General features: G+C 67.5%; 19 protein-coding genes. 12 read left to right on the forward strand and 7 right to left on the reverse strand.

Annotated elements, in window-relative coordinates:
* Positions 1-146 precede the first annotated feature (146 nt).
* A complete protein-coding gene (locus FLQ03_RS09565; RefSeq protein ID WP_206210921.1) occupies positions 147-2,033 on the forward strand; it encodes a methyl-accepting chemotaxis protein in 1,887 nt (628 codons plus the stop codon).
* 86 nt (positions 2,034-2,119) lie between these two features.
* On the opposite strand, the gene gcvA is transcribed toward FLQ03_RS09565, so the two are convergent.
* Positions 2,120-3,001 carry a transcriptional regulator GcvA gene (gcvA, locus tag FLQ03_RS09570; protein ID WP_144371198.1) on the reverse strand — a complete coding sequence of 294 codons (882 nt, stop codon included), beginning with the start codon at positions 2,999-3,001 and terminating at the stop codon, positions 2,120-2,122.
* Between the two features lie 77 nt (positions 3,002-3,078).
* Between gcvA and FLQ03_RS09575 the strand changes: the two genes are divergently transcribed.
* From FLQ03_RS09575 to FLQ03_RS09605, 7 genes are all read left to right on the forward strand, one after another.
* Positions 3,079-3,630 carry a chromate transporter gene (locus FLQ03_RS09575; RefSeq protein WP_144371199.1) on the forward strand — a complete coding sequence of 184 codons (552 nt, stop codon included), beginning with the start codon at positions 3,079-3,081 and terminating at the stop codon, positions 3,628-3,630.
* Position 3,631: 1 nt separating this feature from the next.
* Complete coding sequence (locus tag FLQ03_RS09580) at positions 3,632-4,147, forward strand: chromate transporter (RefSeq protein WP_144371200.1); 516 nt, start codon at positions 3,632-3,634, stop codon at positions 4,145-4,147.
* Positions 4,148-4,245: 98 nt separating this feature from the next.
* Positions 4,246-5,025 (forward strand): DNA/RNA non-specific endonuclease, encoded by a 780-nt coding sequence (locus FLQ03_RS09585; RefSeq protein ID WP_144371201.1) that lies wholly within the window; start codon positions 4,246-4,248, stop codon positions 5,023-5,025.
* A 119-nt stretch (positions 5,026-5,144) separates the two neighbouring features.
* Entirely contained in the window at positions 5,145-5,606 is a 462-nt protein-coding gene (locus tag FLQ03_RS09590; RefSeq protein ID WP_144371202.1) for a DUF3429 domain-containing protein, read from the forward strand.
* A 3-nt stretch (positions 5,607-5,609) separates the two neighbouring features.
* Positions 5,610-5,972: a hypothetical protein gene (locus FLQ03_RS09595; RefSeq protein ID WP_144371203.1), complete on the forward strand. Its 363-nt coding sequence runs from the start codon at positions 5,610-5,612 to the stop codon at positions 5,970-5,972.
* On the forward strand, positions 5,965-7,281 hold the full coding sequence (locus tag FLQ03_RS09600) for an ABC1 kinase family protein (RefSeq protein ID WP_144371204.1): 1,317 nt from the start codon (positions 5,965-5,967) through the stop codon (positions 7,279-7,281). The genes FLQ03_RS09595 and FLQ03_RS09600 overlap by 8 nt, the downstream gene beginning before the upstream one ends.
* Before the next feature lie 71 nt (positions 7,282-7,352).
* Positions 7,353-7,769, forward strand: coding sequence for a hypothetical protein (locus FLQ03_RS09605; protein ID WP_144371205.1), 417 nt, complete (start codon positions 7,353-7,355; stop codon positions 7,767-7,769).
* Positions 7,770-7,797: 28 nt separating this feature from the next.
* Here FLQ03_RS09605 and FLQ03_RS09610 read toward each other — a convergent pair whose 3' ends face one another.
* The 5 genes from FLQ03_RS09610 to FLQ03_RS09630 form a co-directional block, all read right to left on the reverse strand.
* A complete protein-coding gene (locus FLQ03_RS09610) occupies positions 7,798-9,516 on the reverse strand; it encodes an ABC transporter ATP-binding protein/permease (protein WP_144371206.1) in 1,719 nt (572 codons plus the stop codon).
* Positions 9,513-12,323: a M16 family metallopeptidase gene (locus FLQ03_RS09615; protein WP_144371207.1), complete on the reverse strand. Its 2,811-nt coding sequence runs from the start codon at positions 12,321-12,323 to the stop codon at positions 9,513-9,515. Before FLQ03_RS09615 ends, FLQ03_RS09610 begins: the two co-directional genes overlap by 4 nt.
* A gap of 49 nt (positions 12,324-12,372) precedes the next feature.
* Positions 12,373-15,204, reverse strand: a complete 2,832-nt coding sequence (locus tag FLQ03_RS09620) for a TonB-dependent receptor (protein ID WP_144371208.1) — start codon at positions 15,202-15,204, stop codon at positions 12,373-12,375.
* A gap of 97 nt (positions 15,205-15,301) precedes the next feature.
* A complete protein-coding gene (locus FLQ03_RS09625) occupies positions 15,302-16,246 on the reverse strand; it encodes a FecR domain-containing protein (RefSeq protein WP_144371209.1) in 945 nt (314 codons plus the stop codon).
* A 2-nt stretch (positions 16,247-16,248) separates the two neighbouring features.
* The gene (locus FLQ03_RS09630) at positions 16,249-16,785 is read right to left on the reverse strand and encodes a sigma-70 family RNA polymerase sigma factor (RefSeq protein WP_144371210.1); all 537 of its coding nucleotides are present in this window, start codon (positions 16,783-16,785) and stop codon (positions 16,249-16,251) included.
* A 280-nt stretch (positions 16,786-17,065) separates the two neighbouring features.
* Between FLQ03_RS09630 and FLQ03_RS09635 the strand changes: the two genes are divergently transcribed.
* From FLQ03_RS09635 to FLQ03_RS09650, 4 genes are all read left to right on the forward strand, one after another.
* On the forward strand, positions 17,066-17,674 hold the full coding sequence (locus tag FLQ03_RS09635; protein ID WP_144371211.1) for a TetR/AcrR family transcriptional regulator: 609 nt from the start codon (positions 17,066-17,068) through the stop codon (positions 17,672-17,674).
* Positions 17,675-17,763: 89 nt separating this feature from the next.
* A complete protein-coding gene (locus FLQ03_RS09640) occupies positions 17,764-18,504 on the forward strand; it encodes an NADPH-dependent oxidoreductase (RefSeq protein ID WP_144371212.1) in 741 nt (246 codons plus the stop codon).
* 21 nt (positions 18,505-18,525) lie between these two features.
* A complete protein-coding gene (gene nemA, locus FLQ03_RS09645; RefSeq protein ID WP_144371213.1) occupies positions 18,526-19,626 on the forward strand; it encodes an alkene reductase in 1,101 nt (366 codons plus the stop codon).
* 262 nt (positions 19,627-19,888) lie between these two features.
* A complete protein-coding gene (locus FLQ03_RS09650) occupies positions 19,889-20,569 on the forward strand; it encodes a type 1 glutamine amidotransferase domain-containing protein (RefSeq protein ID WP_144371214.1) in 681 nt (226 codons plus the stop codon).
* Between the two features lie 79 nt (positions 20,570-20,648).
* Here FLQ03_RS09650 and FLQ03_RS09655 read toward each other — a convergent pair whose 3' ends face one another.
* Positions 20,649-21,413, reverse strand: a complete 765-nt coding sequence (locus FLQ03_RS09655) for a 3',5'-cyclic-nucleotide phosphodiesterase (RefSeq protein ID WP_144371215.1) — start codon at positions 21,411-21,413, stop codon at positions 20,649-20,651.
* Positions 21,414-21,422: the final 9 nt, after the last annotated feature.

Below are 21,422 nucleotides of genomic sequence, written 5' to 3' on the forward strand. Positions count from 1 at the left end.
ATTTTTCATTACTTGTTATTATTCAACCGGCTTATTTGATACAAAACAACACAAGCAATAAGGTTTTACCCTCCCACACACCCACCCGGGGCGACACGCCGCCAGATACAGGCGCCGGCCGCCCCTTGTCATTGATGAGGCACCGAATGTCACTGAAACAGCGACTGATGCTATTTGTGGCCATCCTGCTGGCCATTGCCATTGCCGTGCTGGCTGCGCTGGCTTACCAGCGCATGCGCGTAGAAATCGTCCGCGGCGTCGAACAAGAACTGAACGCTGCCATCGCCGGTAACCGTGAGGCGCTGGGCCGCTGGGTTGGCCAACGCGCCGACGCCATCCGCGCCACCGCAGGCCGGCTGGGCAAAGAAGACGCCAGCGCGCCGTACGCCAGCCTGGAGCAAGGCAAAGCCGCCGGCGGTTTCGACCAGATTTTTGCCGGCTACGAAGACAAAGCCATGCATTACGACGACCCCAATCGCCCGCCCAAGCCCGGCTATGACCCCACCGCCCGCCCGTGGTACAAGCTGGCCAGCGAAAAGCGCAGCGTGGTGCTGACCCAGCCCTACATGTTTGCCAGCCCGGCCAAACTGGGCGTCACCCTGGCCAGCCCCATCCTGCGTGACGGCCAGCTGGTTGGTGTCGCCGGCGGCGACATCGTGCTGGAAGGCCTGATCGCCGTGGTAAAAGGCATCAAGCTGCGCGGCGACGGTTACGCCTTCCTTGCCACTCGCGACGGCCATATCGTGGTGCACCCGGCCGACGGCAGCACGCTGAAACCGGTGAGCGACGTGATGCCGGGCTTTGACGGCAGCCTGCTTACCGCTGCCGGCACCACGCCGCAGCTGCACGAAGTGGATATCGACGGCAAGACGTACTATGCCGAGCTGGCGCCGGTAGACGGCACCGACTGGGTGCTGGGTACCGTGGCTGAAAAAGACATTCTGCTGGCACCGCTGAGCCAGATGCTGATCACGCTGGTACTGGCCGGCCTGGCGGTAGCCGTGGCCGCCACCCTGCTGGCCAACGTGGCGCTGAACCGCCTGCTGGCCAACCTGGTGCGCCTGCGTGACGCGCTGCTGGACGTCGCCAGCGGCCAGGGCGACCTCACCCACCAGCTGCAGATCGACAGCCGCGACGAAATCGGCCAGACCGCGCAGGCGTTCAACCGCTTCATCGGTAGCCTGCGCCAGATGTTCCTGGAAGTACGCGAGCACACCGTGTCGCTGAACGGCGGCATTGACGACCTGAACGGCATTACCCGCCAGCTGGCGCGCGATTCGCAGCAGCAGGCCGACGCCTCCAGCGCCACCGCCGCCACCATCGAGCAGATCACCGTCAGCATCAACCACATCGCCAGCAATGCCGGCAGCGCCGAAGAATCGGTAGTGCAGACCGGCCAGACCTCGCGCCAGTCGGCGCAATCGGTGGGCGAACTGGCCGACAGCATCGAAGGCATTGCCTGTGCCGTGGGCGAGCTGGCCACCACGCTGGGCGGGCTGGGACAGCGCTCTGCCGAGATGGACCAGATCATCAACGTGATCAAGGACATTGCCGACCAGACCAACCTGCTGGCGCTGAACGCCGCCATCGAAGCCGCCCGCGCCGGCGAAATGGGCCGCGGCTTTGCCGTGGTGGCCGACGAGGTACGCAAGCTGGCCGAGCGCACGTCCAAGGCCACGGTGGAGATCGGCCAGCTGATCCACGCCACGCACGAAGACGTGAGTTCGGCGCTGGCCAATATGAACAGCACGCAGCAGTCGGTGCAGTCCGGCGTTGGCGCGTCGCGCCAGGTGGCCACCGAGATTGCCGGCATCGAGCAGGAAGTGGGCCGCGTGGTACTGACCATCCGCGACATTGCCGACGCTACCCGCGAGCAATCGATCGCCACCACCGAAATGGCCCGCGCCGCCGAGGTGGCCAACCACATGGCCATCGAAACCGACCAGGCTGTGCAGAACGCCACCCGTACCGTGGACGACCTGCACCAGCTGTCCAACCACCTGCACGGCATGGTGTCGCGCTTCCGTCTGTAAGCGCTGCCTACTGCACACGCAAAAAGCCCAAGGCCGCAGCGCAAGCTGCGGCCTTGGGCTTTTTCCGCCTGCGGCCAACCTTGCCGCTAGGCGCCGCCCTCGTCTTCCAGCCAGGCGCAGAATTCGGCGCATAGCGGGTCTTCCGCCAGCGCCAGCGGTACCACCCACGAATAACCGCGAACCCGCACCGCCGGGCCGGGCAGCGCAATCTGCAGTTTGCCGCTGGCCAGCAGCTCGTCTATCACCGGCCTGGGCCCCAGCGTGATGCCCATGCCGTCCACCGCCGCCTGCAACGCCAGATAGTAGTGATCGAAATGCTGGTTGGCCGCAGGCTGCAAACCGGGTACACCGGCAGCCGCCAGCCAGCGCTCCCACGCCACCGGCCGTGTTTCCGAGTGCAGCAGCGTGTGCTGTGCCAGCGCGGCAGCATCCGGCAACGGCTGGCGTGCCAGCAAGGCCGGGCTGGCCACCGGCAGCTCGTGCTCCGTCAGGAAGATGTTGGACACAAAACCTGGCCAGTGGTCGTTGCCACGACGGATGGCGATGTCGAAATCGGCGTTCTGGTTGTTGATGATGGCGTCTGAGGTGGCCAGCCGCAGCTCTACTTCCGGGTGGCGGCGCTGGAACTGCGTCAGCCGGGGCAGCAGCCAGTGCATGGCCAGCGTGGGGGCGGCGTTGATGCGCAGCAGCCTGGGTTTCTGGCTTGTGAGTTTTTCGGTGGCATTGGCAATGCTGTCGAACGCGGCTTGCACCACCGGCAAGTACTGGCGGCCGGCGTCGGTCAGCCGCAGGCGGCGGCCAAGCCGTTCGAACAGTGCCACGCCCAGCCATTCCTCCAGCAGCGCCACCTGCCGGCTGACGGCACTATGGGTAACGTGCAGCTGGGCGGCGGCAGCGGTCAGGCTTTGGTAGCGGGCGGCCATTTCAAAAGCGCGCAGCGCGTTGAGCGGCGGGAGCTTGCGGTTCATGTTTGTGAGAATAACGCACAAGTAAAGCCAGAAAAAGCCGTTTGTGCCAGCCGCACGGCGGGCTTAGGCTACCGGGTATGGATACCCTGATCATTCCCGACAAGAAAGCGCTGTTCGGCGGCTTTTTCCTCATCGGCCTCAGCGGCTTCGGCGGCGTGCTGCCGCAGGCGCAGCACCAGCTGGTACAACGCCGGCGCTGGCTGAACGACGCCGAGTTTGCCGAGCTGCTGGCGCTGGGCCAGGTACTGCCCGGCCCCAATATCGTCAATATGGCGGTGGCGATCGGCAGCCGCTTTCACGGCGCGCAAGGCGCACTGCTGGCGGTGGCCGGCCTGCTGCTGGCGCCGCTGGCGCTGATCCTGTTGCTGGCCACGCTATACCAGCATTACCAGCAGGCGCCATGGCTGCAACAGCTGCTGGCCGGGCTGGCACCGGCCGGCATCGGCCTGCTGCTGGGCATGGTACTGAAGCTGGCAGCCCGCTTGCCGCGCCACTGGCGGCCGTGGGCACTGGCGGGGCTGACCTTCGCGGCAGTAGCGGTGGTGCAGCTGCCGCTATGGCTGGTGCTGCTGGTACTGGCGCCGCTGGCCGTGGGGCTGGCGTGGCGTTTCCCGCAGGAGGGGCACTGACATGCTGATCTTCCTGTTTCTGATGTTTGTGCAGTTTTCGCTGCTGGCGGTGGGCGGCGCCAATGCCATCGTGCCCGAGCTACACCGCGTGGTGGTGACCGAGCTACGCTGGATGAGCGGCCAGGAATTCGCGGCGCTGTTTGCGCTGGCGCAGGCGGCACCGGGGCCGAACGTGCTGGTGGTGAGCCTGGTGGGCTGGAAGGTAGCCGGCGTGCCCGGCGCCATCGTCAGCCTGATCGGCATTTGCCTGCCGTCGTCGCTGCTCAGCTTCTGGGTGGCCCGCTGGTGGCAGCAGGCACGCGGCAGCCGGCTGACCACCGCCATCAACAGCGGGTTGGCGCCGCTGACGGTGGGGCTGATCGGCGCCGGTGTAGCGATGATGGCCAGCAGCCACCCGCCGTCCCTGAGCGGTGGTGCGCTGCTGGCAGGCTGCGCGCTGCTGAGCTGGCGCACGCGGCTGAACCCGCTGTGGCTGCTGGCGGCAGGCGCCGCAGCCGGCTTGGGCGGGCTGGTGTAAGCCCGCCGCCGATAGCGCCGCATTAAACGGGCAACAAGACAACTTTGCGATAAAACTTGCTATAGAATTGCCGGCCTTTTCCCGCTGTTGTTGCCTGCATGAAAAAGCCGCTTGCCCTGTTGCCCCTGCTTGTCGCCCTGGTTTACGCCGCCGCCGATCACTTCCAGACGCCTGCCGCCCCTGCTGCGGCCAACCCGGTACCCAGCGGCCCGCAAGTGGCCACCCGTTTTGCCGATTGCCCGCAGCTGTTCTACCGCAACACGCCCCCGGCCATCGCCGCCAGCCTGCAGCACGCCCGTGTGCGCGAGCTGTGCTTTGACGATTTTGCCGTGCTGCACGACGGCGACACCCGCACTCCGCTGTTTGCCGCCGAAAAGCTGTCGGCGCGCAGCCTGGCCGACGCCGACGAAAAGCGCACCGACCGCTTCTACGAGGAGGCGCGTCTGCGCAGCAGCGAGCGCGCCACGCTGGCCGACTACCGTGGCAGCGGCTACGACCGCGGCCATATGGCGGCAGCGGCACAACGCACCACGCCCGAGGCGATGGCGCAAAGCTTCAGCCTGGCCAATATGGTGCCGCAGGTGCCGGAAAATAACCGTGGCGTGTGGGCACGCGCGGTAGAAGCAGCCACCCGCAAGTACGTGCAACGTACCCGCGGCGAGGTGTACGTGTTTACCGGCCCCTACTTCGACCCGCAGCAAGCGCCGCGCTACGCCGGCAAGGTGCGGGTGCCGGACGCGCTGTACAAGCTGGTGTACGACCCGGCTGCCGGCAAATCATGGGTGTACTGGACCGCCAACGCCGACGTGGCCAAGCCGCAAATGCTGGCCTACGACGAGCTGGTACGCCGCACCGGCATCCGCTTCCTGCCGCAGTAAGCCGCGCCCAGGCGCCAGAGTTGGCCGCGACACGCCATTTTGTCCACGCTTTGTACTGGACAAAATAGGCAGCCGTTTCTAAGATCAGGGCAGTCACTCCTGCTGCCCGGTCTGCCATCATGACTTCCGATACTGCCCCCGCTAGCTTGCCCGCCCCCGCCGCCTGGCTGGGTTATGGCGGTGCCCTGCCTTTCGTTAGCCTGGCCGCGCTGTGCTGGCTGGTGGCCGGCCACGCCGGCTTCTGGTTCGGCCTGCTACTGGTTTACGGCGCCGTGATCCTGTCGTTTGTCGGCGCGCTGCACTGGGGCTTTGCCATGACGCTGCCGGGGCTGGACGCTGCCCGTCGCAGCCGTATGATGGCGTGGAGCGTGGTGCCGGCGCTGCTGGCCTGGCCGGCCGTACTGCTACCGGCGGCGCCGGGCGTGGCCACGCTGCTGCTGGGCTATCTGCTGCACTACCTGCAAGACTGGCGCCTGTGCCGCGACGTGGACCTGCCCAGCTGGTACCTGCCGCTGCGCCGCCACCTCAGCCTGGCCGCCGGCTTCAGCCTGCTGGCCGGCGTGCTGGCATTGCAGGCCTGAACCATGAGCCGCTACTTCAACAAACTGGCCGGTTTCAGCCGCAGCCCGGCCGGGCTGGAAAGCCGGCTGCTGGCGCTGGCACCACGCTGCCTGGTGTACGGCACGCTGCTGCTGGCAAGCCCGCTGTGCCTGTGGCGGCTGCAAGTGTGGCTGTGGCCGGGCAGCCTCAGCCCGCAACAAAGCGCCATGGTGGATATCCTGGCCATCAGCTGGCTGATCCTGCTGTGGACGGTGGTATTTACCGTGGCGCTGGGCGCGTGGATTGTGCGCATCATGAAAGGCCCGGCCTACGTAGCCGACGCCTACCCGCTGGCCGACCACCCGCGCCCCGGCAGCCAACCCGCCCTGCCCCCACCGCATGACTGACAACGCCAAATCCCGCCCGGTACCGGTTGGCCGCCTGTCGCGGCTGGCGCGCCTTGGCAGCCTGGCAGGCGGCATTGCCGGCGGCATGGTGGCCGAAGGCGCGCGCCGGCTGGCCAGCGGCCAACGCCCGCAATGGCAAGATCTGCTGCTGACGCCGGCCAACGCCGCCCGCTTTGCCCACCAGCTGTCGCAAATGCGCGGCGCGGCGATGAAGATGGGCCAGTTGCTGTCGATGGACGCCGGCGACCTGGTGCCGCCCGCGCTGCGCGACATCCTGGCCACGCTGCGCGAAGACGCGCACACCATGCCGCTAAGCCAGCTGGCTGACGTGCTGGAGCAGGAATGGGGCGACGACTGGCAAACGCGCTTCAAACGCTTTTCCTTCCAGCCGGTGGCCGCTGCCTCCATCGGCCAGGTGCACCGCGCCGAGCTGGCCAGCGGCGAAACGCTGGCCATCAAGGTGCAGTACCCCGGCGTGGCGCGCAGCATCGACAGCGATGTAGATAATGTGGCCAGCCTGCTACGGCTGAGCGGCCTGCTGCCGCCGGGTTTCGACCTCGACACCCTGCTGACCGAAGCCAAGCGCCAGCTGCACCAGGAGGCCGACTACCAGCAGGAAGCGGCCAACCTGCAGCACTACCGCCAGCTGCTGGCCGGTAACGCCGACCTGTTGCTGCCGCAAGCCGTACCCGAGCTGTGCACGCCGCGCATCCTGGCGATGGATTTCATCGACAGCGTGCCGATCACCACGCTGCAACAGGCGCCACAAGCCGAGCGCGACCGCATCGCCACCCTGCTGTTCGACCTGCTGCTGCGCGAGATCTTCGACTTTGCCTGCCTGCAAAGCGACCCCAACTTTGCCAACTACCGCTACCAGCCGGCCAGCGGCCAGCTGGTGCTGCTGGATTTCGGCGCCACGCGCCGGCTGGGTGCCGACAACGTGCAGCACTACCGCCGCCTGCTGTTGGCCGCACAGGCGCAAGACCGGCAGGCGCTGGGCGAGGCGGCCACCGCATTGGGCTACTTTCCGCAGCAGGTGTCGGCCCGCCATTACGACGAGGTGATGGCCATTTTCCTGCTGGCCTGCGAGCCGCTGCGCCACACCGGCGCTTACGACTTCGGCAGCAGTACGCTAGCGGCCCGCATGCGCGACGCCGGCTGGGCCATGCGCCACGAGCGCGACGCCTGGCACACGCCGCCGGTAGACGCGCTATTCCTGCACCGCAAGGTGGCCGGGCTGTACCTGTTGGCCGCACGGTTACAAGCACGAGTGGATATTGCCGCGCTGTTTGCCCGCTACGCTGGCTGACTCACGCCGGCTGACTGGCGCAGCGTCGGGCGGCTTGTCCATAATGCAGACAGCCGCCCACGGAGCCCGCCATGCCGGACCTTGCCACCGCCCTCAGCCTGCGCCACCACTGCCCGCCAGCCCTGTGCAATTGCGGGCTGGCAGCGCTTGTGGCCAACCCGCAAGCCGACTTGCGTGTGCTGCGGCTGACGCAGGCGGAAGAGAAAAAGCTGATTGCCCACATCGACGCCATCGACAGCTACCCGCAGCTGCTGCGCGTGGGCGAACGGCTGCAACAGCAACTGGGGCTGACGCTGCAGCTGGCGCCCGGCCCCAACGAAGTGCGCACCGTGCGCGGCATCGTGGTACAGCTGGCCGCCCACCCCGGCCTGTGCCGCAAGACGCGGCAGAACGTGGCGGCGGCGGTGCGGCGCTGCCTGGAGCGCCACCCGTCGCTCTGCTACCAGCTGCTGGACAGCCACGACCTGCTGGGCGGCGGCTTCCTGTAACCCGGCCGCCGCGCAAGGCCCGCCAGCGCTACAGCACCAGGCTGCGGCCAACCCTGGGCGCCGGCGCCAACGCTGCGCCCTCGTCATGGCGCGCCAGCGCCACCACCTCGTCAAACAACACGTGCAGCACCGGCTGGTGCGTCACCGCCAGTACCGTGCTGCCCGGCAAGGCCTGGCGCAGCGCGCGCAGGCAGTGCAAGGCCGAGGCTTCGTCCAGCTGGTTGGTGGCTTCGTCCAGAATCAGCAGCGACGGTTGCTGCAGCATGGCGCGCAGCAAGGACACGCGTTGCTGTTCGCCGCCGGACAACACCCGCCCCCAATCTGCTACCTCGTGCAGACGGCCGGCCAAGGCCGCCAGCCCCACCGCGGCCAGGCCGTCGCGCAGTTCCGGCTCCGGGTACGGTTGCAGCGCCGGGTAGCTCAGCAGCTGCGCCAGGCTGCTACGGAACAGATACGGCTGCTGCGGCAGGATCAGCACGTCGTGCTGCAGGCTGTGGCTGCCCTGGTAAAACGGCCAGATGCCGGCCAAGGTGCGGATCAACGTGGATTTGCCCAGCCCGCTGGGGCCGTCCAGGCGCACCCACTGCGCGGCAGCAACGCAATGGCTGAGCGGCTGCAGCATCGGGCGGCCATCCGGGTAGCACACTTGCAGCTGCTGCAGCTGCAAGCCGGCGGCGGGTGTGGTGGTGGTGGCCGCCGGCGGTGCCAGCTGGCGCGCGCTGTCCAGGCTGCTGACAAACTGGTGCAAACGCTGCACTGACGCCGACCAGCGCGCCAGCTCGTCGTAGGCACGTACAAACCAGCTCAGCGCATTGCTCACCTGCATAAAAGCGGAGTTCACCTGCATCAGCCCGCCCAGCGTCAGCGACTTGGACAAAAACGCCGGCAGCGCGGCAAACAGCGGCACCATGCTGTTGATGTAGTTGTAGCTGGTGCTGAACAGGCCCAGGTTGCGCTCGCGCTGCATCATGCGGTACCAGTTGGCCGCCACGCCGGCAAAGTCGTCGGCCACGTGGCGCCGCGCCCACGGCTCGCCGCCGTACAGCGCAATCTGCTCGGCGTGTTCGCGCTGGTGGCGCAGCGTGCTGCGCAGGTCGGCCTCGCGCTGTTGCTGCTGCACGTTCAACCGCGTCAGTTCATTGCCGATCCAGTGCGTCAGCAGCGCACCGAACAGCGCGTAACCCAGCGCAAACCACAGCAGGTAGCCGGGCACCACCAGTTGGCCGTCGCCCCACGGCAGCGTCAGGTTGCTGGACAGCTGCCACAGGATGAACACGAACGACAGCAGCTTGGCCACCGCCGACACCAGCGAGCGCAACAGGTCGATGCTGTCGGTCACCAGCAGGTTCACGTCTTCGGCAATGCGCTGGTCGGGGTTGTCCGGCTCGCCGTGCAGGCCCAGGCGGTAAAAGGCGCGCTCGGCCAGCCAGGCGTCTACCAGCTGGCGCGTCATCGCTTCGCGCCAGCGCAGGATCAGCAGCTTGCGCACCCAGTCAAGCGCCACCGCCACCACCACGGCGGCGCTGATCAGCAGGCAGTAACGGCCCAGCAGCGGGTAGATGCGCGGTGTATCCAGCGCGCCCAGCGCGTCGTAGAAGTCCTTGTTCCAGAAATTGAGCCAGACATTCATCTGCACCAGGATCAGGCCCATGCCGAGGATGGCCAGCAACAGCAGCCAGGCCAGCCAGTTGTGGCGCGAGCGCCAGTACGGGGCGGCCAGTTGCCAGAATTGACGCAGGGTATTCAAGGTTGGGTCTCCATCAGTTTGGGGTCGGGCAGGGTCAGCAACAGGGCCAGGTTGCGGTCCAGCTGCAGCCCGCTGGCCAGCGCGCGCACGCTGGCCGCGTCCAGCGTGGCGGCCAGGTCGGCGCTACGGCTCAGGTAACGGGTGTCGCCGTCGTGGCGGATGCTCAGTTGCAGGCGGTTGAAGCGGCTGTCGTCGTCCGCCTGGCGGGCGGCGGCTTGTTGCCGGCCATACTCCAGCGCCGTTTGCAGATTGGCGTCGTCCAGCACCGCTGCCGGCTGCGCCAGGATGGCGCGTACGCGCAGCAGCAGCTCGTCCAGCCGTGCCGGGTCGGTACTGAACTGCCATTCGCTTTCCAGACGGTCGGTATCGGGGTTGAGCTTCAGGCTGAACTGCACGCTGTACACGCCGGCCGCTTCTTCGCGCAGCGAACGGCGCATGGCGGCGTGCAGCGCCCGCCCCAGCGTGGCCACCTGCAGCGCACGCTCGCCCTGCCACGCCATCGGCACGCTGCCGTAGGCCTGCACCCGCGCTACCGGTTCGCGCGCGATGGCGTGCCGGCTTTCAAAAAAGCCCGGCCGCGGCAACAGCGCGCTGGCGGTGACGGCGTTTGCGCGGCGCGGTATCGGCGCCAGGTAACGGTTGGCCGCGGCCAGCACGTCGGCCTCGCGGGCGTCGCCGCTGAGGTAGTGGGTAACCGGGCGCGCCACCAGCTGCTGCCACAGCGCCAGCAAGGCAGCCGGGGTCTGGCGGCGCAGCTCGGCCGGGGTCGGTGCCTGGTCGGCGGCGGTCAGCGGGTAGCGCAGCTTGCCCAGCGCGGCGTAGGCCTGGCTGGCGGCGCTGCTGTCGCGGCCCAGGCTGTTTTGCTGCAGGCGCAGCAGCGCCGGGTCGATGCCGGCGTGCAACTGGCGCGTCTGGTAGTAGTGCCACAACGTGGCCAGCTTGTCGGCGGGAACGCTGGCGCTTTGCGTCAGGCGCTGGGTGGTTTGCGCTTGCGACAGCCCCAGGCTCTGGTGTTGCTCCCAGCGGCGCAGCTGGGCGGCTTGCCAGCCGGCCGGGCCGCTGGCGGCGGCCAACTGGGCGGCCAGTTGCCACTGCCAGCCAGTCGCGCCCGGCAGCCGGTAGCCGGCGCCCGATTCCGCCACGTAGCGCAGCTTGCCGTCCTGGTTGGCGCGGTACTGCCACACCAGGCGGTCGCCGTTGGCCAACTGCCACATCGCCACTTGCTGCGCCTCGTCGCGCCACAGCAGCGTGCTGCTGGCGGCCGGCAGCGCCGGCGGCAGTTCGGGCAGCGGCACGGGGGCCGGCACCGGCGGCTGCGGTACGGCGGGCAAGGGTTTGGCGGCAATATCAGCCTGCAGTGCCAGCACCTGCTGCGGCGTCGGCAGCGGTACCGGCTTCAGGCCGGGCGCCAGCATGAACAGCAGGCGGTCGGGGCTTTGCAGCCAGCCGCGCAGGTGGGCGATGACGTCTTCGTTGCGGATGCCGGCCACAATGGCTTCCGCCATCGGCCCTTTCTGCGCCGGGTCTTGCAGCACGCGTTCGTCGGCGATGGCGTTTTGCAGCTCTTGCAACCATTTTTGTGCGTCCCAGCCGGCACTGCTGCGCGGCGTGCGACGTGCCACCGCCAGCAAGTCTTCACGCAGCGCGGTGAGCTTGGCCTCGTCCGGCGCTTGCGCCAGCAGCAGGTGCTGCAGCTGCAGCAGGTACTGCATGCCGGCGCGGTGCGCGTTGGGCTCTACCGTGGCGGCAAAGCCCAGCGTAAAGGTGGTACCGCCGATAAAGCCTTTGCGCGCCACCACGCTGCGCACACCGCTTGGCCGCAGCGGCTGGTAACGCACCAGCTCCTGCTTCAGCAGTTTTTCGGCCAGGTTGTCCAGCAGGCGGACGCGGAAGCCGGCGCTGTCCTGCGCCAGGTCGCTGCGGCTGCGCAGCACCCAGCCTACCTGGCTACTGCGGTTGTCGGCGTCTTGCAGGCGGCCGGTACGCAAGGTGTTGCCCAGCACCGGGTTGCGGTCGGCACGCTGCGGCAGTACCGCCGCCGGCCGCTCGGCAAACCAGTGGCGGATGCGCGCTTCCACCTGGGCGGCATCGACAGCGCCCACCACCAGCAGCGCCATATTGTTGGGCTGGTACCAGCGCTGGTAAAAGCGCTGCAGGCTGGCCGCCGGCTGGGTGCGGATGCTGCGCTCGGTGCCGATGGTTGGCCGCAACGGCTGCAGGCCGCCCTCGCGCAGCAGCAGGCGGCGCTGCTGCTCCATGCGTTCGCGCGCGCTGAGCTTGCCGCGCCACTCTTCCAGCACCACGCGGCGCTCCTGCGCCAGGCTAGTGTCGCGGATCAGGGCGTGGCCGGCGATCTGCGACAGCAGGAACAGGCCTTGGTCCCATTGCGCCAGCTGCGCCTTGCCGGACAGGTTGAGCATGTACAGCGTGCGCTCGGAATTGGTCACCGCGTTGTACTGCACGCCGGGGCGCCAGCCCATGGCGGTCATGCGCCGCGCAATGCCTTCCGGCACGTCGCGGCTTTCGTGGAACATCATGTGCTCCACCAAATGCGCCACGCCGGACTGCTGTTCGTCTTCTTCCAGCGAGCCGGCGTGCACCAGCAGCTGGATGCCCAGCGTGTCGGCCGGTTTGCTGGCCGGCACGATGAAATAGCGCAGGCCATTGGGTAGGGTGCCGCGCTGGATGGCCGGGTCCCAGCGGAACGGCTCCACCGTCGCGGGGGCTGCATGGGCCGGCAACATGGCCGCCATGCCACAGGCGGCCAGCAGGCAAAGCCGGCGCGCCAGAGTAACAAGATGCTTCACGAAAAACCTCGGACAGGAACGGGGGCGGCTAGCGCCGCCCCACTGGGGGTCAGAACTGGTAGCCCAGCTCCAGGGTGAAAGTACGGCCACGCTCGTAGGTGGCGTAGCTGTCGCTGACGCTGAGCATGTTCTTGCGGTTGGTGACGTTCTCGATGCTGAGTTTCACCTGAGCGCGCTGGCTGCCGCTGATGCGCGGGTTCCATGCGATGACGGTATCCAGCGTCAGCGAACGCGGCAGCGCGGTCTTGCGCCATACGTCCACGGTGCTGCCTTCATAGGTGGTGGTACCGTCCTGCAGCATCTGCTGGTAGCCATCGCGGATGCGCAGCAGGTTGCTGATGCTGAGGCTGTACGCCGGCAGCGAGGTGATGGCGCCCAGGCGCAGCGTCCACGGCCGGTTGTAGTTATCGGCCGGCATATCGCTGTAGCGGATGAACTGGCCGTCGTACTGGATGATCTCGTCGGCGGCCTTGTCGCTGCTGTAGGTGTCGGCGTAGCTGGAATAGTTGCTCTTCACGTCGCTGTTGTTGAACGCCAGCCAGAAGCTGGTGCGGCTATTGCCCAGTCGCCACGGGCTGCGGCCGGTCCAGCTGAGCGTGAAGTCGCGGGTCTGGCTGCTGCCCTGGTTGGTGAACACATAGCACTGGCTGGACGCGCAGTCGCTCTGCCCGGTGACCAGGCGCTTGACGATCTGCTGCTTGCCGTCGCGACGGGTCAGCCGCACGTCGAACGGGCCACCGGCCCAGTCCGGTTCCCAGCTGATGCCTAGCGTGGCTTCATCGTCGTACGGGCTGTCGATGTCGGACAGGCGGTTGGTGGTTTTGGACTGTACCGGGCTGCTCCACACCAGCGAGCTGGTGGTGCGGGTTTGCGTGTACTGCAGGGTGTGGATCTGGTCCTGCAGCGCGTAGGCCAGCAGCGAGCGGCCGTAGTAACGGTTGGCGCCGGCGTTCAGCGACAGGCCGGGCGCGGCCTGCCAGGTCAGGCTGCTGCGCGGCGCCAGGTTGAGGTCGCGCGTCAGCGTGTCGTGGTCGGCACGCAGGCCCAGGCGCAGCTGCCAGTCTTGCCAGCGCATCTGGTCGTCGATGTAGGCGGCGCTGCTCAGCGCTTCCATCTCGGCACCGCCGGCCTGGTAGGTAATGAGGCGGCGGAAGTACTGGCCGCGCCCCTGCGCCAGGGTGGCGGTGGCCGAGCAACCCTCGGTATCCACGCTGCCGTCGGCATACTGGCACGACGCCATGGCGCCGCTGGTAGGCAGGTTGGCCGGCGTCAGCCAGTAGCGGGTGGTGCTCAGGCGTTCGTACTCGGCAGTCTGGTGCTTGAGGTCGATACCGGTGCCGATCTTGTGCGACAGTGCGCCATCACCGGCCAGGTCGAACGACGCGGCCAACTTGTAGTTGACGGTGCGCAGTGTCTGGTCCACGTCGCCCCACGCCCCTTCCAGGCTGGTGGGGTTGCTTTCGCTGGCATCGCCCCAGTTCTTGGCGGTAGACCAGCGCCAGGCGCGGTAGTAGTCCACATCGCTGCGGCGCGACTGTTCGTTCTGCATCAGCGACAGCTGCTGGTTCAGCGTGACCTTGCCCAGCTCGGATACCAGCCGCCCCGACAGCGCGGTACCGCCGCTGCGGATCTGGTAATCGCTGTCTTTGGCGTCGGCGATGAAATAGCCGTTCTCCGACGGCGCGTAGCTGAAGGTGATGTCGCCGCTGTGCGGGCTGTCTTTGGGCGACCAGTCGGCCTTGATGGCCAGCGAGTCCATGCGCCGGGTCTGGGTCACTTCCTGGCTGAGCACATTGCTGCTGTTGTCGCTGCTGAAGCGTTTGAGCGGAATCTCCGATTCACGCCGTACCGCCGACACCACCACGCCCCAGTCTTCGCTCGGGCGGGCTTCCACATTGGCCTTGTACGTCCACTTGCGGTAACGCGGCTGGTTGTCGGCGTCGGACGACTTTTCAAACGCGCTCTGGCGGCGCGGGTCGATGATCTGCTCGCTCCACGCCGACGAGGTGTAGCCAATGCTGACGCTGCCGCCCAGCGTCTTGCGCGCGCGGCACAGCTCGGCTTCCACCACGCCGCCGGTGAAGCGGCCGTACTCGGCCGGCACGTTGTTGTCCAGCACGCGGGCATTGCACAGCTGGCTGCTGTCGTAGGCCAGCGCCTGCGCCTGGCCGGGGATGTATTCCGGGTTGGTGGTGACGATCTTGTTACCCGGGTCCAGGTCGTTGGCGATGGACAGGCCGTCTACCAGCATCTCGTTCTGGTACGGTTTGGCGCCGTGGATGCTGATTTCGGCCGGGCTGATTTCGCCGCCGGTGGCCGACGACAGCTGCGCTTCGTCAAACTGGATATTGGGATTGATGCGCAGCTGGCTGGTGAGGTCGCCGTTGGCCGCCGGCAGCAGCTGCAGCATTTGCTGGTCCAGTTTTTCCGGCGTGCGCAGCAGCGGTGCGGTGACCACCACCGGCGCCAGCGTGGCCGGCTCGCCCTCGGCCGTACTGGCCGGGCGCAGCACCAGCTGGTAACGCTGGCCGGCTACCGGCTCGGCGCGGTAAGGCGTGGCCGCCAGCAAACGGGCAAACCCCTCGGCCACGGTGAACTGGCCGCTCAGCGCCGGGCTTTGCCGGCCGGCCAGCCATTGCGCGTCAAACGCCAGAATCACGCCCACGTCGGCCGCGTAACGCGCCAGCGTGGTGGCCAGCTGGCCGGCGGGCAGCTGTACCGTATGGCGCGTGGCTGCTGCGGCGGCGGTATCGGCCCAGGCGGGGGCCGGGGCGAGCGCGGCCAGCACGGTGAGTGCCGACAGGCCAAAGCTGAGCTGGCGCAAGGCCTGGCTTAATGGTGTAAGGCGGGGAAGTGCGTGCGATGCAGTAATGTTCTTCATGGGCTCACCAGCAAATGAGAATCAGTCGTTATGCTGGTAGGCCGAACGATGGCGGCAAAACAGACACCCCGCTGCCAAAAAAATTTTGCGCCGCGCGTCAACGCAGCGTCAGCAGCGTCCATAACGGGCCACGGCGCACGATCTTCACCGGCAAGGTGGCGGTAATGGCCTGCAGCGAAGCTTGCGGGTTGTCTTCGGAAAACGCACCGGATACCGGCAAGGCAGCCGCTTGCGGGTCGCACAGCAAGGCGCCGGGATAATGCGGCGCCAACTGCCTGACGACGTCACCCAGGCGGGCATTGACCACCACGATGCGGCCGCTGACCCAGTCCGGCGTGGCGGCGTCCGGCGCCTGCGGCAAACGCTGCGCCTCCTCGCCCAGCTCGCCGTGCTCGCCGGCCTGCAGGATCAAGCCGGCCGCTCCCGACCACGGCTGCAAGCGCACCGCGTGTTGCTGTACCGCCACGCGGGTGCGGTCGGCTGCCAGAGCCACGGTGAAGCGCGTGCCCAGCGCCGTCACCTGGCCGTGGCGGGTTTCCACCTGCAGCGGCCGATACGGCGTGTGCGGGTCGCTGGCGGTGGTAATGGCCACCTCCCCTTCCAGCAGCCGGATCAGGCGGCGCTGCTGGTCGTAGCTCACCTGCACCCGCGCCCCGGCACGCAGCACCAGCTGGCTGCCATCGGCCAGCGTCACCCGCTGGCGACGGCCGGCGGCAGCATGAAACGACTGCGGTACCACGCTGTGCTGCAGCCGCAGCCAGCCCTGCCAGCCCGCGCCCAGACAGCCCAGCAGCAGCACGCACTGGCGCAGCGTACGCCGCCGCCCCTGCCGCTGCTGCAACAGCTGGCGGCCCAAGCCCGCCGGCAACGGTTGCAGCCGGTCGGTCAGGCTGGCCAGCTGCTGCCAGGCCTGTTCGTGCAAAGGGTTGGCCGCACGCCATTGCTGCCAGGCGGCACGGTCGCCATCGCTGGCCTCGCCCGCACTGAACAGCACGTGCCATTCGGCGGCCTGCCGCAAGATAGCCGGGGTCAGTGTCGCCATGTTCAGTCCTGCGCCAGCTGGTAGGTCAGGCAATGGGTCAGCGCCTTCACCATGTAGTTCTTGACGCTGCTGACCGACACCCCCAGCGTGCGGGCAATGTCGGGGTAGCTCATGCCGTCCAGCTGCGCCAGCAGAAAGGCCTGCTTGGGGCGGCTGCCCAGCCCGTCCAGCATGGCATCCACCTGCAGCAGCGTTTCGATCACCAGCGCTTGCTGCTCCGGCGACGGCGCTTGTGGTTCCGGCTGGCTGGCCAGCACCTCCAGGTAGGCGCGCTCCAGGTCCTGGCGGCGAAACAGGTCTATCATCAGCCCGCGCGCGATGGTCACCAGAAACGGCCGCGGGGAATGCAGCGGCGCCAGCAACTGCTTGTGCAGCACGCGTACGAAGGTATCGTGCGCCAGGTCGGCCGCGTGGTCCTGGCTGGGGCCCAGCTTGCCGCGCAACCAGCCCTCCAGCCAGCCGTGATGCGCCCGGTACAGGGCATCGACGCTGGCGAGGTCTTGCTGGGCAAGGCGTGGCGGTGGCAAGGCGTGGGGCATGGCGGCGCAAGCAATTAAATAACAATGATTATCATTTGGCAGCTTGCCGATTTTGTCAATCGCGTGACTAATCCCGCGCTAACACACCACTCTGCCCCCATGCCAAGCACAGCGCCACGATGCGAACAATACGGCAGCCCGGCGCAGATTATTGCTACGGCACAGCGCTGTTACGACGTTGGCAAGCATCTCCTGTCAGGTTGCGTGTCTTGTTGATTCGTCGCAAAAAAACCGCCACGCCCACTAGACTGACCAGTCTATTTACCCTATCATGCACCCCATGGCACGAGAACGACTGCACACCGACACCCGCGAACACATCCTGGCCACCGGCGAGGCGCTGATTCATGGCCGCAGCTTTACCGCGATGGGCCTGACCGAACTGCTGAACGAAGCCGGGGTACCGAAGGGGTCGTTTTACCATTACTTCAAGTCGAAGGAAGACTTCGGCGTGGCCATGCTGACCCGCTATTTTGCGGTGTACCGCGAGCGTGTCGGCCTGCTGCTGGCCGATGACAGCATCGGCGATGGCCGGGCCCGGCTGCTGGCCTACTTCCGGCAATGGCTGGACAACCACGCCCGCTGCGAGGCGCACAGCTGCCTGGCGGTAAAACTGGCGGCCGAGGTGTCCGACCTGTCCGAGCCGATGCGGCTAGCGCTGCACGAAGGCATGGACGCCATCGTGCACAGGTTGGCCGCGTGCATTCGCGCCGGTCAGGCCGACGGCAGCATCAAGCCGCAGCTGCCGCCGGACGAAACCGCCTACGCGCTGTACAGCCTGTGGCTGGGCGCCGCGCTGATGCAGAAAACGCAGCACAGCCTGCTGCCGCTGCAGGCCGCGATGATCCATACCGAAGGCCAGCTGGCGCCCTGCCGCCCGGCAGCCTGATAGACACACACCGTTTGCCCACGCGCAGGCGGTTTTTTTGAAGCACAATCTAGACGACTGGTCTAATAACTTATTCTTTGGAGCTTGTGATGAACCACGCGATTGAACAGATGCAGCAACACCGCAGTATCCGCAGCTACCAGGACAAACCCGTACCGGCCGATGTACTGGACGCGGTGCTGCGCGCCGCCTGGCATGGCCCCACCTCCATCAACGGCCAACAGGTGTCGCTGGTGGTGGTACAGGATGCCGCCCGCCGTGCGCGCATTGCCGAGATCGCCGGCGGCCAACCGTGGATTGCGCAGGCGCCGGTGTTCATCGCCGTGGTAGCCGACTTCTACAAGACCCGCCTGGGCGTAGCCGCCGCCGGTAGCGAGCAGGTCATCCACGACAGCGTGGAAGGCTTTGCCGTGGCCGCCGTGGACGCCGGCATCACCCTGGGCAACCTGATGACCGCCGCTCGCGCCGCCGGCCTGGGTGTGGTGCCGATTGGCGGCATCCGCCGCGACCCGGCCGCCATGATCGCGCTGCTGGGCCTGCCCGAGCTCACCTTCCCGCTGGCCGGCGTGGTGCTGGGTTACAGCGCCGACGACAGCGCCGTGAAGCCGCGCCTGCCGCTGGCGACGTTTGCCCATAACGAGCGCTACGACGCTGCCGCCCTGCCCGGCCACATCGCCGCCTACGACCAGACCCTGCAACAGCACTGGCAAAACCTGGGCCGCGCCGACGGCGAGCCGTGGAGCCAGAGCATTGCCCGCTATTACCAGCAAGTGTATTTCCCGCAAGTGGCCCCGGTAGCACGCGCCCAGGGCTTTGGATTCGACCGCTAAACCGCAAGCAAAGGACACCTCATGCAAGCCGATAAACTGCTGACCCCCGTGCGCCTGGGCGCCGTTACCCTGAACAACCGCGTGCTGATGGCACCGCTGACCCGCCTGCGCAATACCGAGCCGGGCGACGTGCCCACCGAGCTGGCCATCGCGTACTACCGCCAGCGCGCCGGTGCCGGCCTGATCATCAACGAAGGCACCCATATTTCCCCCACCGCCAAGGGCTACGCCGGCGCGCCGGGCATCTACAGCGAAGCGCAGATCCAGATGTGGCAGCGCGTGAACGACGCCGTGCACGCCGAAGGCGGCAAAATCGCCATCCAGCTGTGGCACACCGGCCGCATCTCGCACACCAGCCTGCAGCCGGGCGGCGAAGCCCCGGTGGCGCCATCCGCTATTGCGGCCAACAGCAACACCAATATCCGTGACGAAAACGGCCAGCTGGTGCGCGCCCCGGTATCCACCCCGCGCGCGCTGGAAACCGCCGAAATCGCCGACCTGATCGAAGACTACCGCCGCGCCACCGATAACGCGCGCCGCGCCGGCTTCGACCTGGTGGAAATCCACGGCGCCCACGGCTACCTGCTGGACCAGTTCCTGTCGCCGGCGGCCAACCAGCGTACCGACCAGTACGGCGGCAGCGTGGAAAACCGCGCCCGCATCGTGCTGGAAGTGCTGGACGCGGTGATCGCCGAATGGGACGCCGACCACGTCGGCATCCGCCTGTCGCCGCTGGGCGTGTTCAACGGCCTGTCGGAAACCGACCAGCAAGAGATGGCGCTGTACCTGATCGGCGAAATCGCCAAGCGCAACATCGCCTTCCTGCACCTGTCGGAGCCGGACTGGGCCGGCGGCCCGGCCTGGAGCGACGACTTCCGCCAGCGCGTGCGTGCCGTTTACCCCGGCACCATCGTGGCAGCCGGTGGCTACACGCTGGAAAAAGCCGAAAAGCTGATCGGCGCCGGCCTGATCGACGCCGTGGCCTTCGGCCGCAGCTTCATCGCCAACCCCGACCTGCCGGCACGCCTGGCCGCCGGTGCGCCGCTGAACCCGCCGCGCCCGGAAACCTTCTACGGCGGTGGCGCCGAGGGTTACACCGACTACCCGGCCCTGGGCCAGTAAGCCCCCGCCCGGCGCTGGCTTGCCGGCAGCGGGCGCATAACGATGACCTTGCCTGCGGCCAACGTTGGCCGCAGGCCCGGCTGCAGACTCAGTTCTTACCAAAGTCTTGCCGGCCCCGGCAAAGCCGGGCCGCTTCCGGTCAGGATAGGCATCCGCAGCCTTGCTGTTTACACCACCCACCCTGTATGCACGGCAAACAGAGTGGGGCATTCCTCTCTGCCTGCGGCCAAGGTTGGCCGCAGGCCACCACGAGACACACACCATGAAACACGTTCTGTTTGTGCTGACCAGCCACGACCAGCTGGGCGATACCGGCCACAAGACCGGCTTCTGGGTAGAAGAATTTGCTGCCCCCTACTACGCGCTGGCCGACGCCGGCGTCGCCATCACCCTGGCCTCGCCGCAAGGCGGCCAGCCGCCGATCGACCCGAAAAGCGCCGACCCGGCGTTTGCCACCCCGGCTACCCAGCGCTTTGACGCCGACAGCGCACTGCAAGCCCGCCTGGCCGACACCCTGCCGCTGGCCAGCGTCAACGCCGCCGACTACGACGCCGTGTTCTACCCCGGCGGCCACGGCCCGCTGTGGGACCTGGTGGACAACGCCGCTTCGCTGCGCCTGATCGCCGACACCGTGGCCGCCGGCAAACCGCTGGCCGCCGTGTGCCACGCCAGCGCCGCGCTGGTAAACGCGCAAGCGGCCGACGGCACGCCGCTGGTGGCCGGCAAGCAAGTGACCGGCTTCAGCAATAGCGAAGAAGACGCAGTGCAGCTCACCGCCATCGTGCCGCTGCTGGTGGAAGACGCGCTGCAAGCCAAGGGCGGCCTGTACCGCAAGGGCGCCGACTGGGCCCCGTTCGTGGTGGAAGACGGCCTGCTGATCACCGGCCAGAACCCGGCCTCGTCCGAAGCCGTGGCGCACGCGCTGCTGGCGCGCCTGGCGTAAGCCCTCTGCCGCACGCCCCAACAAAAACCGCCCCGGCAGTGCTGCCGGGGCGGTTTTTTACATCAGAACACCACTGCGCCTACAGCGCCAGACGCAGGCCCGGCTCGGCGTAACGCAGACGTTGGCCCAGGTTCACCCGCTCGCCCACTTCGCGCTGGATTTCGGCCTCGCAGCCGGGCTTGAGGTGGGTCACCACCACCTGCATGTGGCCGTCATCCACCGCGTGCAGCAGCCGCGCCAGGTCGTCCGGCACCACGTGGCCGGCCAGGCGGGCGATGCGTGCCAGCGATTGCGGGAACGCGCACTCGATCAGCATCTGCCGCAGCGGGCCCAGTGCCTTGACTGCGGCGATGTAATCGTCGGTTACCGCGGTATCGCCGCTGATCAGCGTGCGCCCCTGCGGGCCGTCCACCACATAGCCCACCGCCGGTACCGCGTGTACCGCCATGAACGGGGTGATGGTCAGGCCGTCCACCTGCAGGCTGCCGTCCAGCGCGGCGTAGTCCAGCGTGGGTGGGCCGCCGGGCGGCAGCTTGTGAAAATCGGGCCACAGCACGTCGTTGAAGATGTGGTCTTGCACTGCGGCCAACGTTGGCGGCAGGCCATGGATGATGAAGGGGTCGTTGCGGCGGCCGAATACCGCGTCGGCCAGAAACGCCAGCGAGCACACGTGGTCGAGGTGGCCATGCGTCAGCAGCACATGGTCGATGTCGGCCATGGTGTGGCTATCGAGTGCCGCCAGGCCGGTGCCGGCGTCGATCAGCACACGGCTGCCCAGCCGCAAACAGGTTGTGTCGGTACCGCCTGCCAGCCCGCCGCTGGCGCCCAGTATGGTCAGATGCATGATGAAACC

Source organism: Vogesella urethralis (assembly GCF_007644045.2).
Lineage (GTDB): Bacteria > Pseudomonadota > Gammaproteobacteria > Burkholderiales > Chromobacteriaceae > Vogesella > Vogesella urethralis.

Excerpts from the sequence above, each read along its gene's own strand:
- FLQ03_RS09565 (WP_206210921.1), top strand. The coding sequence starts at position 147 with ATGTCACTGAAACAGCGACTGATGCTATTTGTGGCCATCCTGCTGGCC.
- gcvA (WP_144371198.1), bottom strand. The coding sequence starts at position 3,001 with ATGAACCGCAAGCTCCCGCCGCTCAACGCGCTGCGCGCTTTTGAAATG.
- FLQ03_RS09575 (WP_144371199.1), top strand. The coding sequence starts at position 3,079 with ATGGATACCCTGATCATTCCCGACAAGAAAGCGCTGTTCGGCGGCTTT.
- FLQ03_RS09580 (WP_144371200.1), top strand. The coding sequence starts at position 3,632 with ATGCTGATCTTCCTGTTTCTGATGTTTGTGCAGTTTTCGCTGCTGGCG.
- FLQ03_RS09585 (WP_144371201.1), top strand. The coding sequence starts at position 4,246 with ATGAAAAAGCCGCTTGCCCTGTTGCCCCTGCTTGTCGCCCTGGTTTAC.
- FLQ03_RS09590 (WP_144371202.1), top strand. The coding sequence starts at position 5,145 with ATGACTTCCGATACTGCCCCCGCTAGCTTGCCCGCCCCCGCCGCCTGG.
- FLQ03_RS09595 (WP_144371203.1), top strand. The coding sequence starts at position 5,610 with ATGAGCCGCTACTTCAACAAACTGGCCGGTTTCAGCCGCAGCCCGGCC.
- FLQ03_RS09600 (WP_144371204.1), top strand. The coding sequence starts at position 5,965 with ATGACTGACAACGCCAAATCCCGCCCGGTACCGGTTGGCCGCCTGTCG.
- FLQ03_RS09605 (WP_144371205.1), top strand. The coding sequence starts at position 7,353 with ATGCCGGACCTTGCCACCGCCCTCAGCCTGCGCCACCACTGCCCGCCA.
- FLQ03_RS09620 (WP_144371208.1), bottom strand. The coding sequence starts at position 15,204 with ATGAAGAACATTACTGCATCGCACGCACTTCCCCGCCTTACACCATTA.
- FLQ03_RS09625 (WP_144371209.1), bottom strand. The coding sequence starts at position 16,246 with ATGGCGACACTGACCCCGGCTATCTTGCGGCAGGCCGCCGAATGGCAC.
- FLQ03_RS09630 (WP_144371210.1), bottom strand. The coding sequence starts at position 16,785 with ATGCCCCACGCCTTGCCACCGCCACGCCTTGCCCAGCAAGACCTCGCC.
- FLQ03_RS09635 (WP_144371211.1), top strand. The coding sequence starts at position 17,066 with ATGGCACGAGAACGACTGCACACCGACACCCGCGAACACATCCTGGCC.
- FLQ03_RS09640 (WP_144371212.1), top strand. The coding sequence starts at position 17,764 with ATGAACCACGCGATTGAACAGATGCAGCAACACCGCAGTATCCGCAGC.
- nemA (WP_144371213.1), top strand. The coding sequence starts at position 18,526 with ATGCAAGCCGATAAACTGCTGACCCCCGTGCGCCTGGGCGCCGTTACC.
- FLQ03_RS09650 (WP_144371214.1), top strand. The coding sequence starts at position 19,889 with ATGAAACACGTTCTGTTTGTGCTGACCAGCCACGACCAGCTGGGCGAT.
- FLQ03_RS09655 (WP_144371215.1), bottom strand. The coding sequence starts at position 21,413 with ATGCATCTGACCATACTGGGCGCCAGCGGCGGGCTGGCAGGCGGTACC.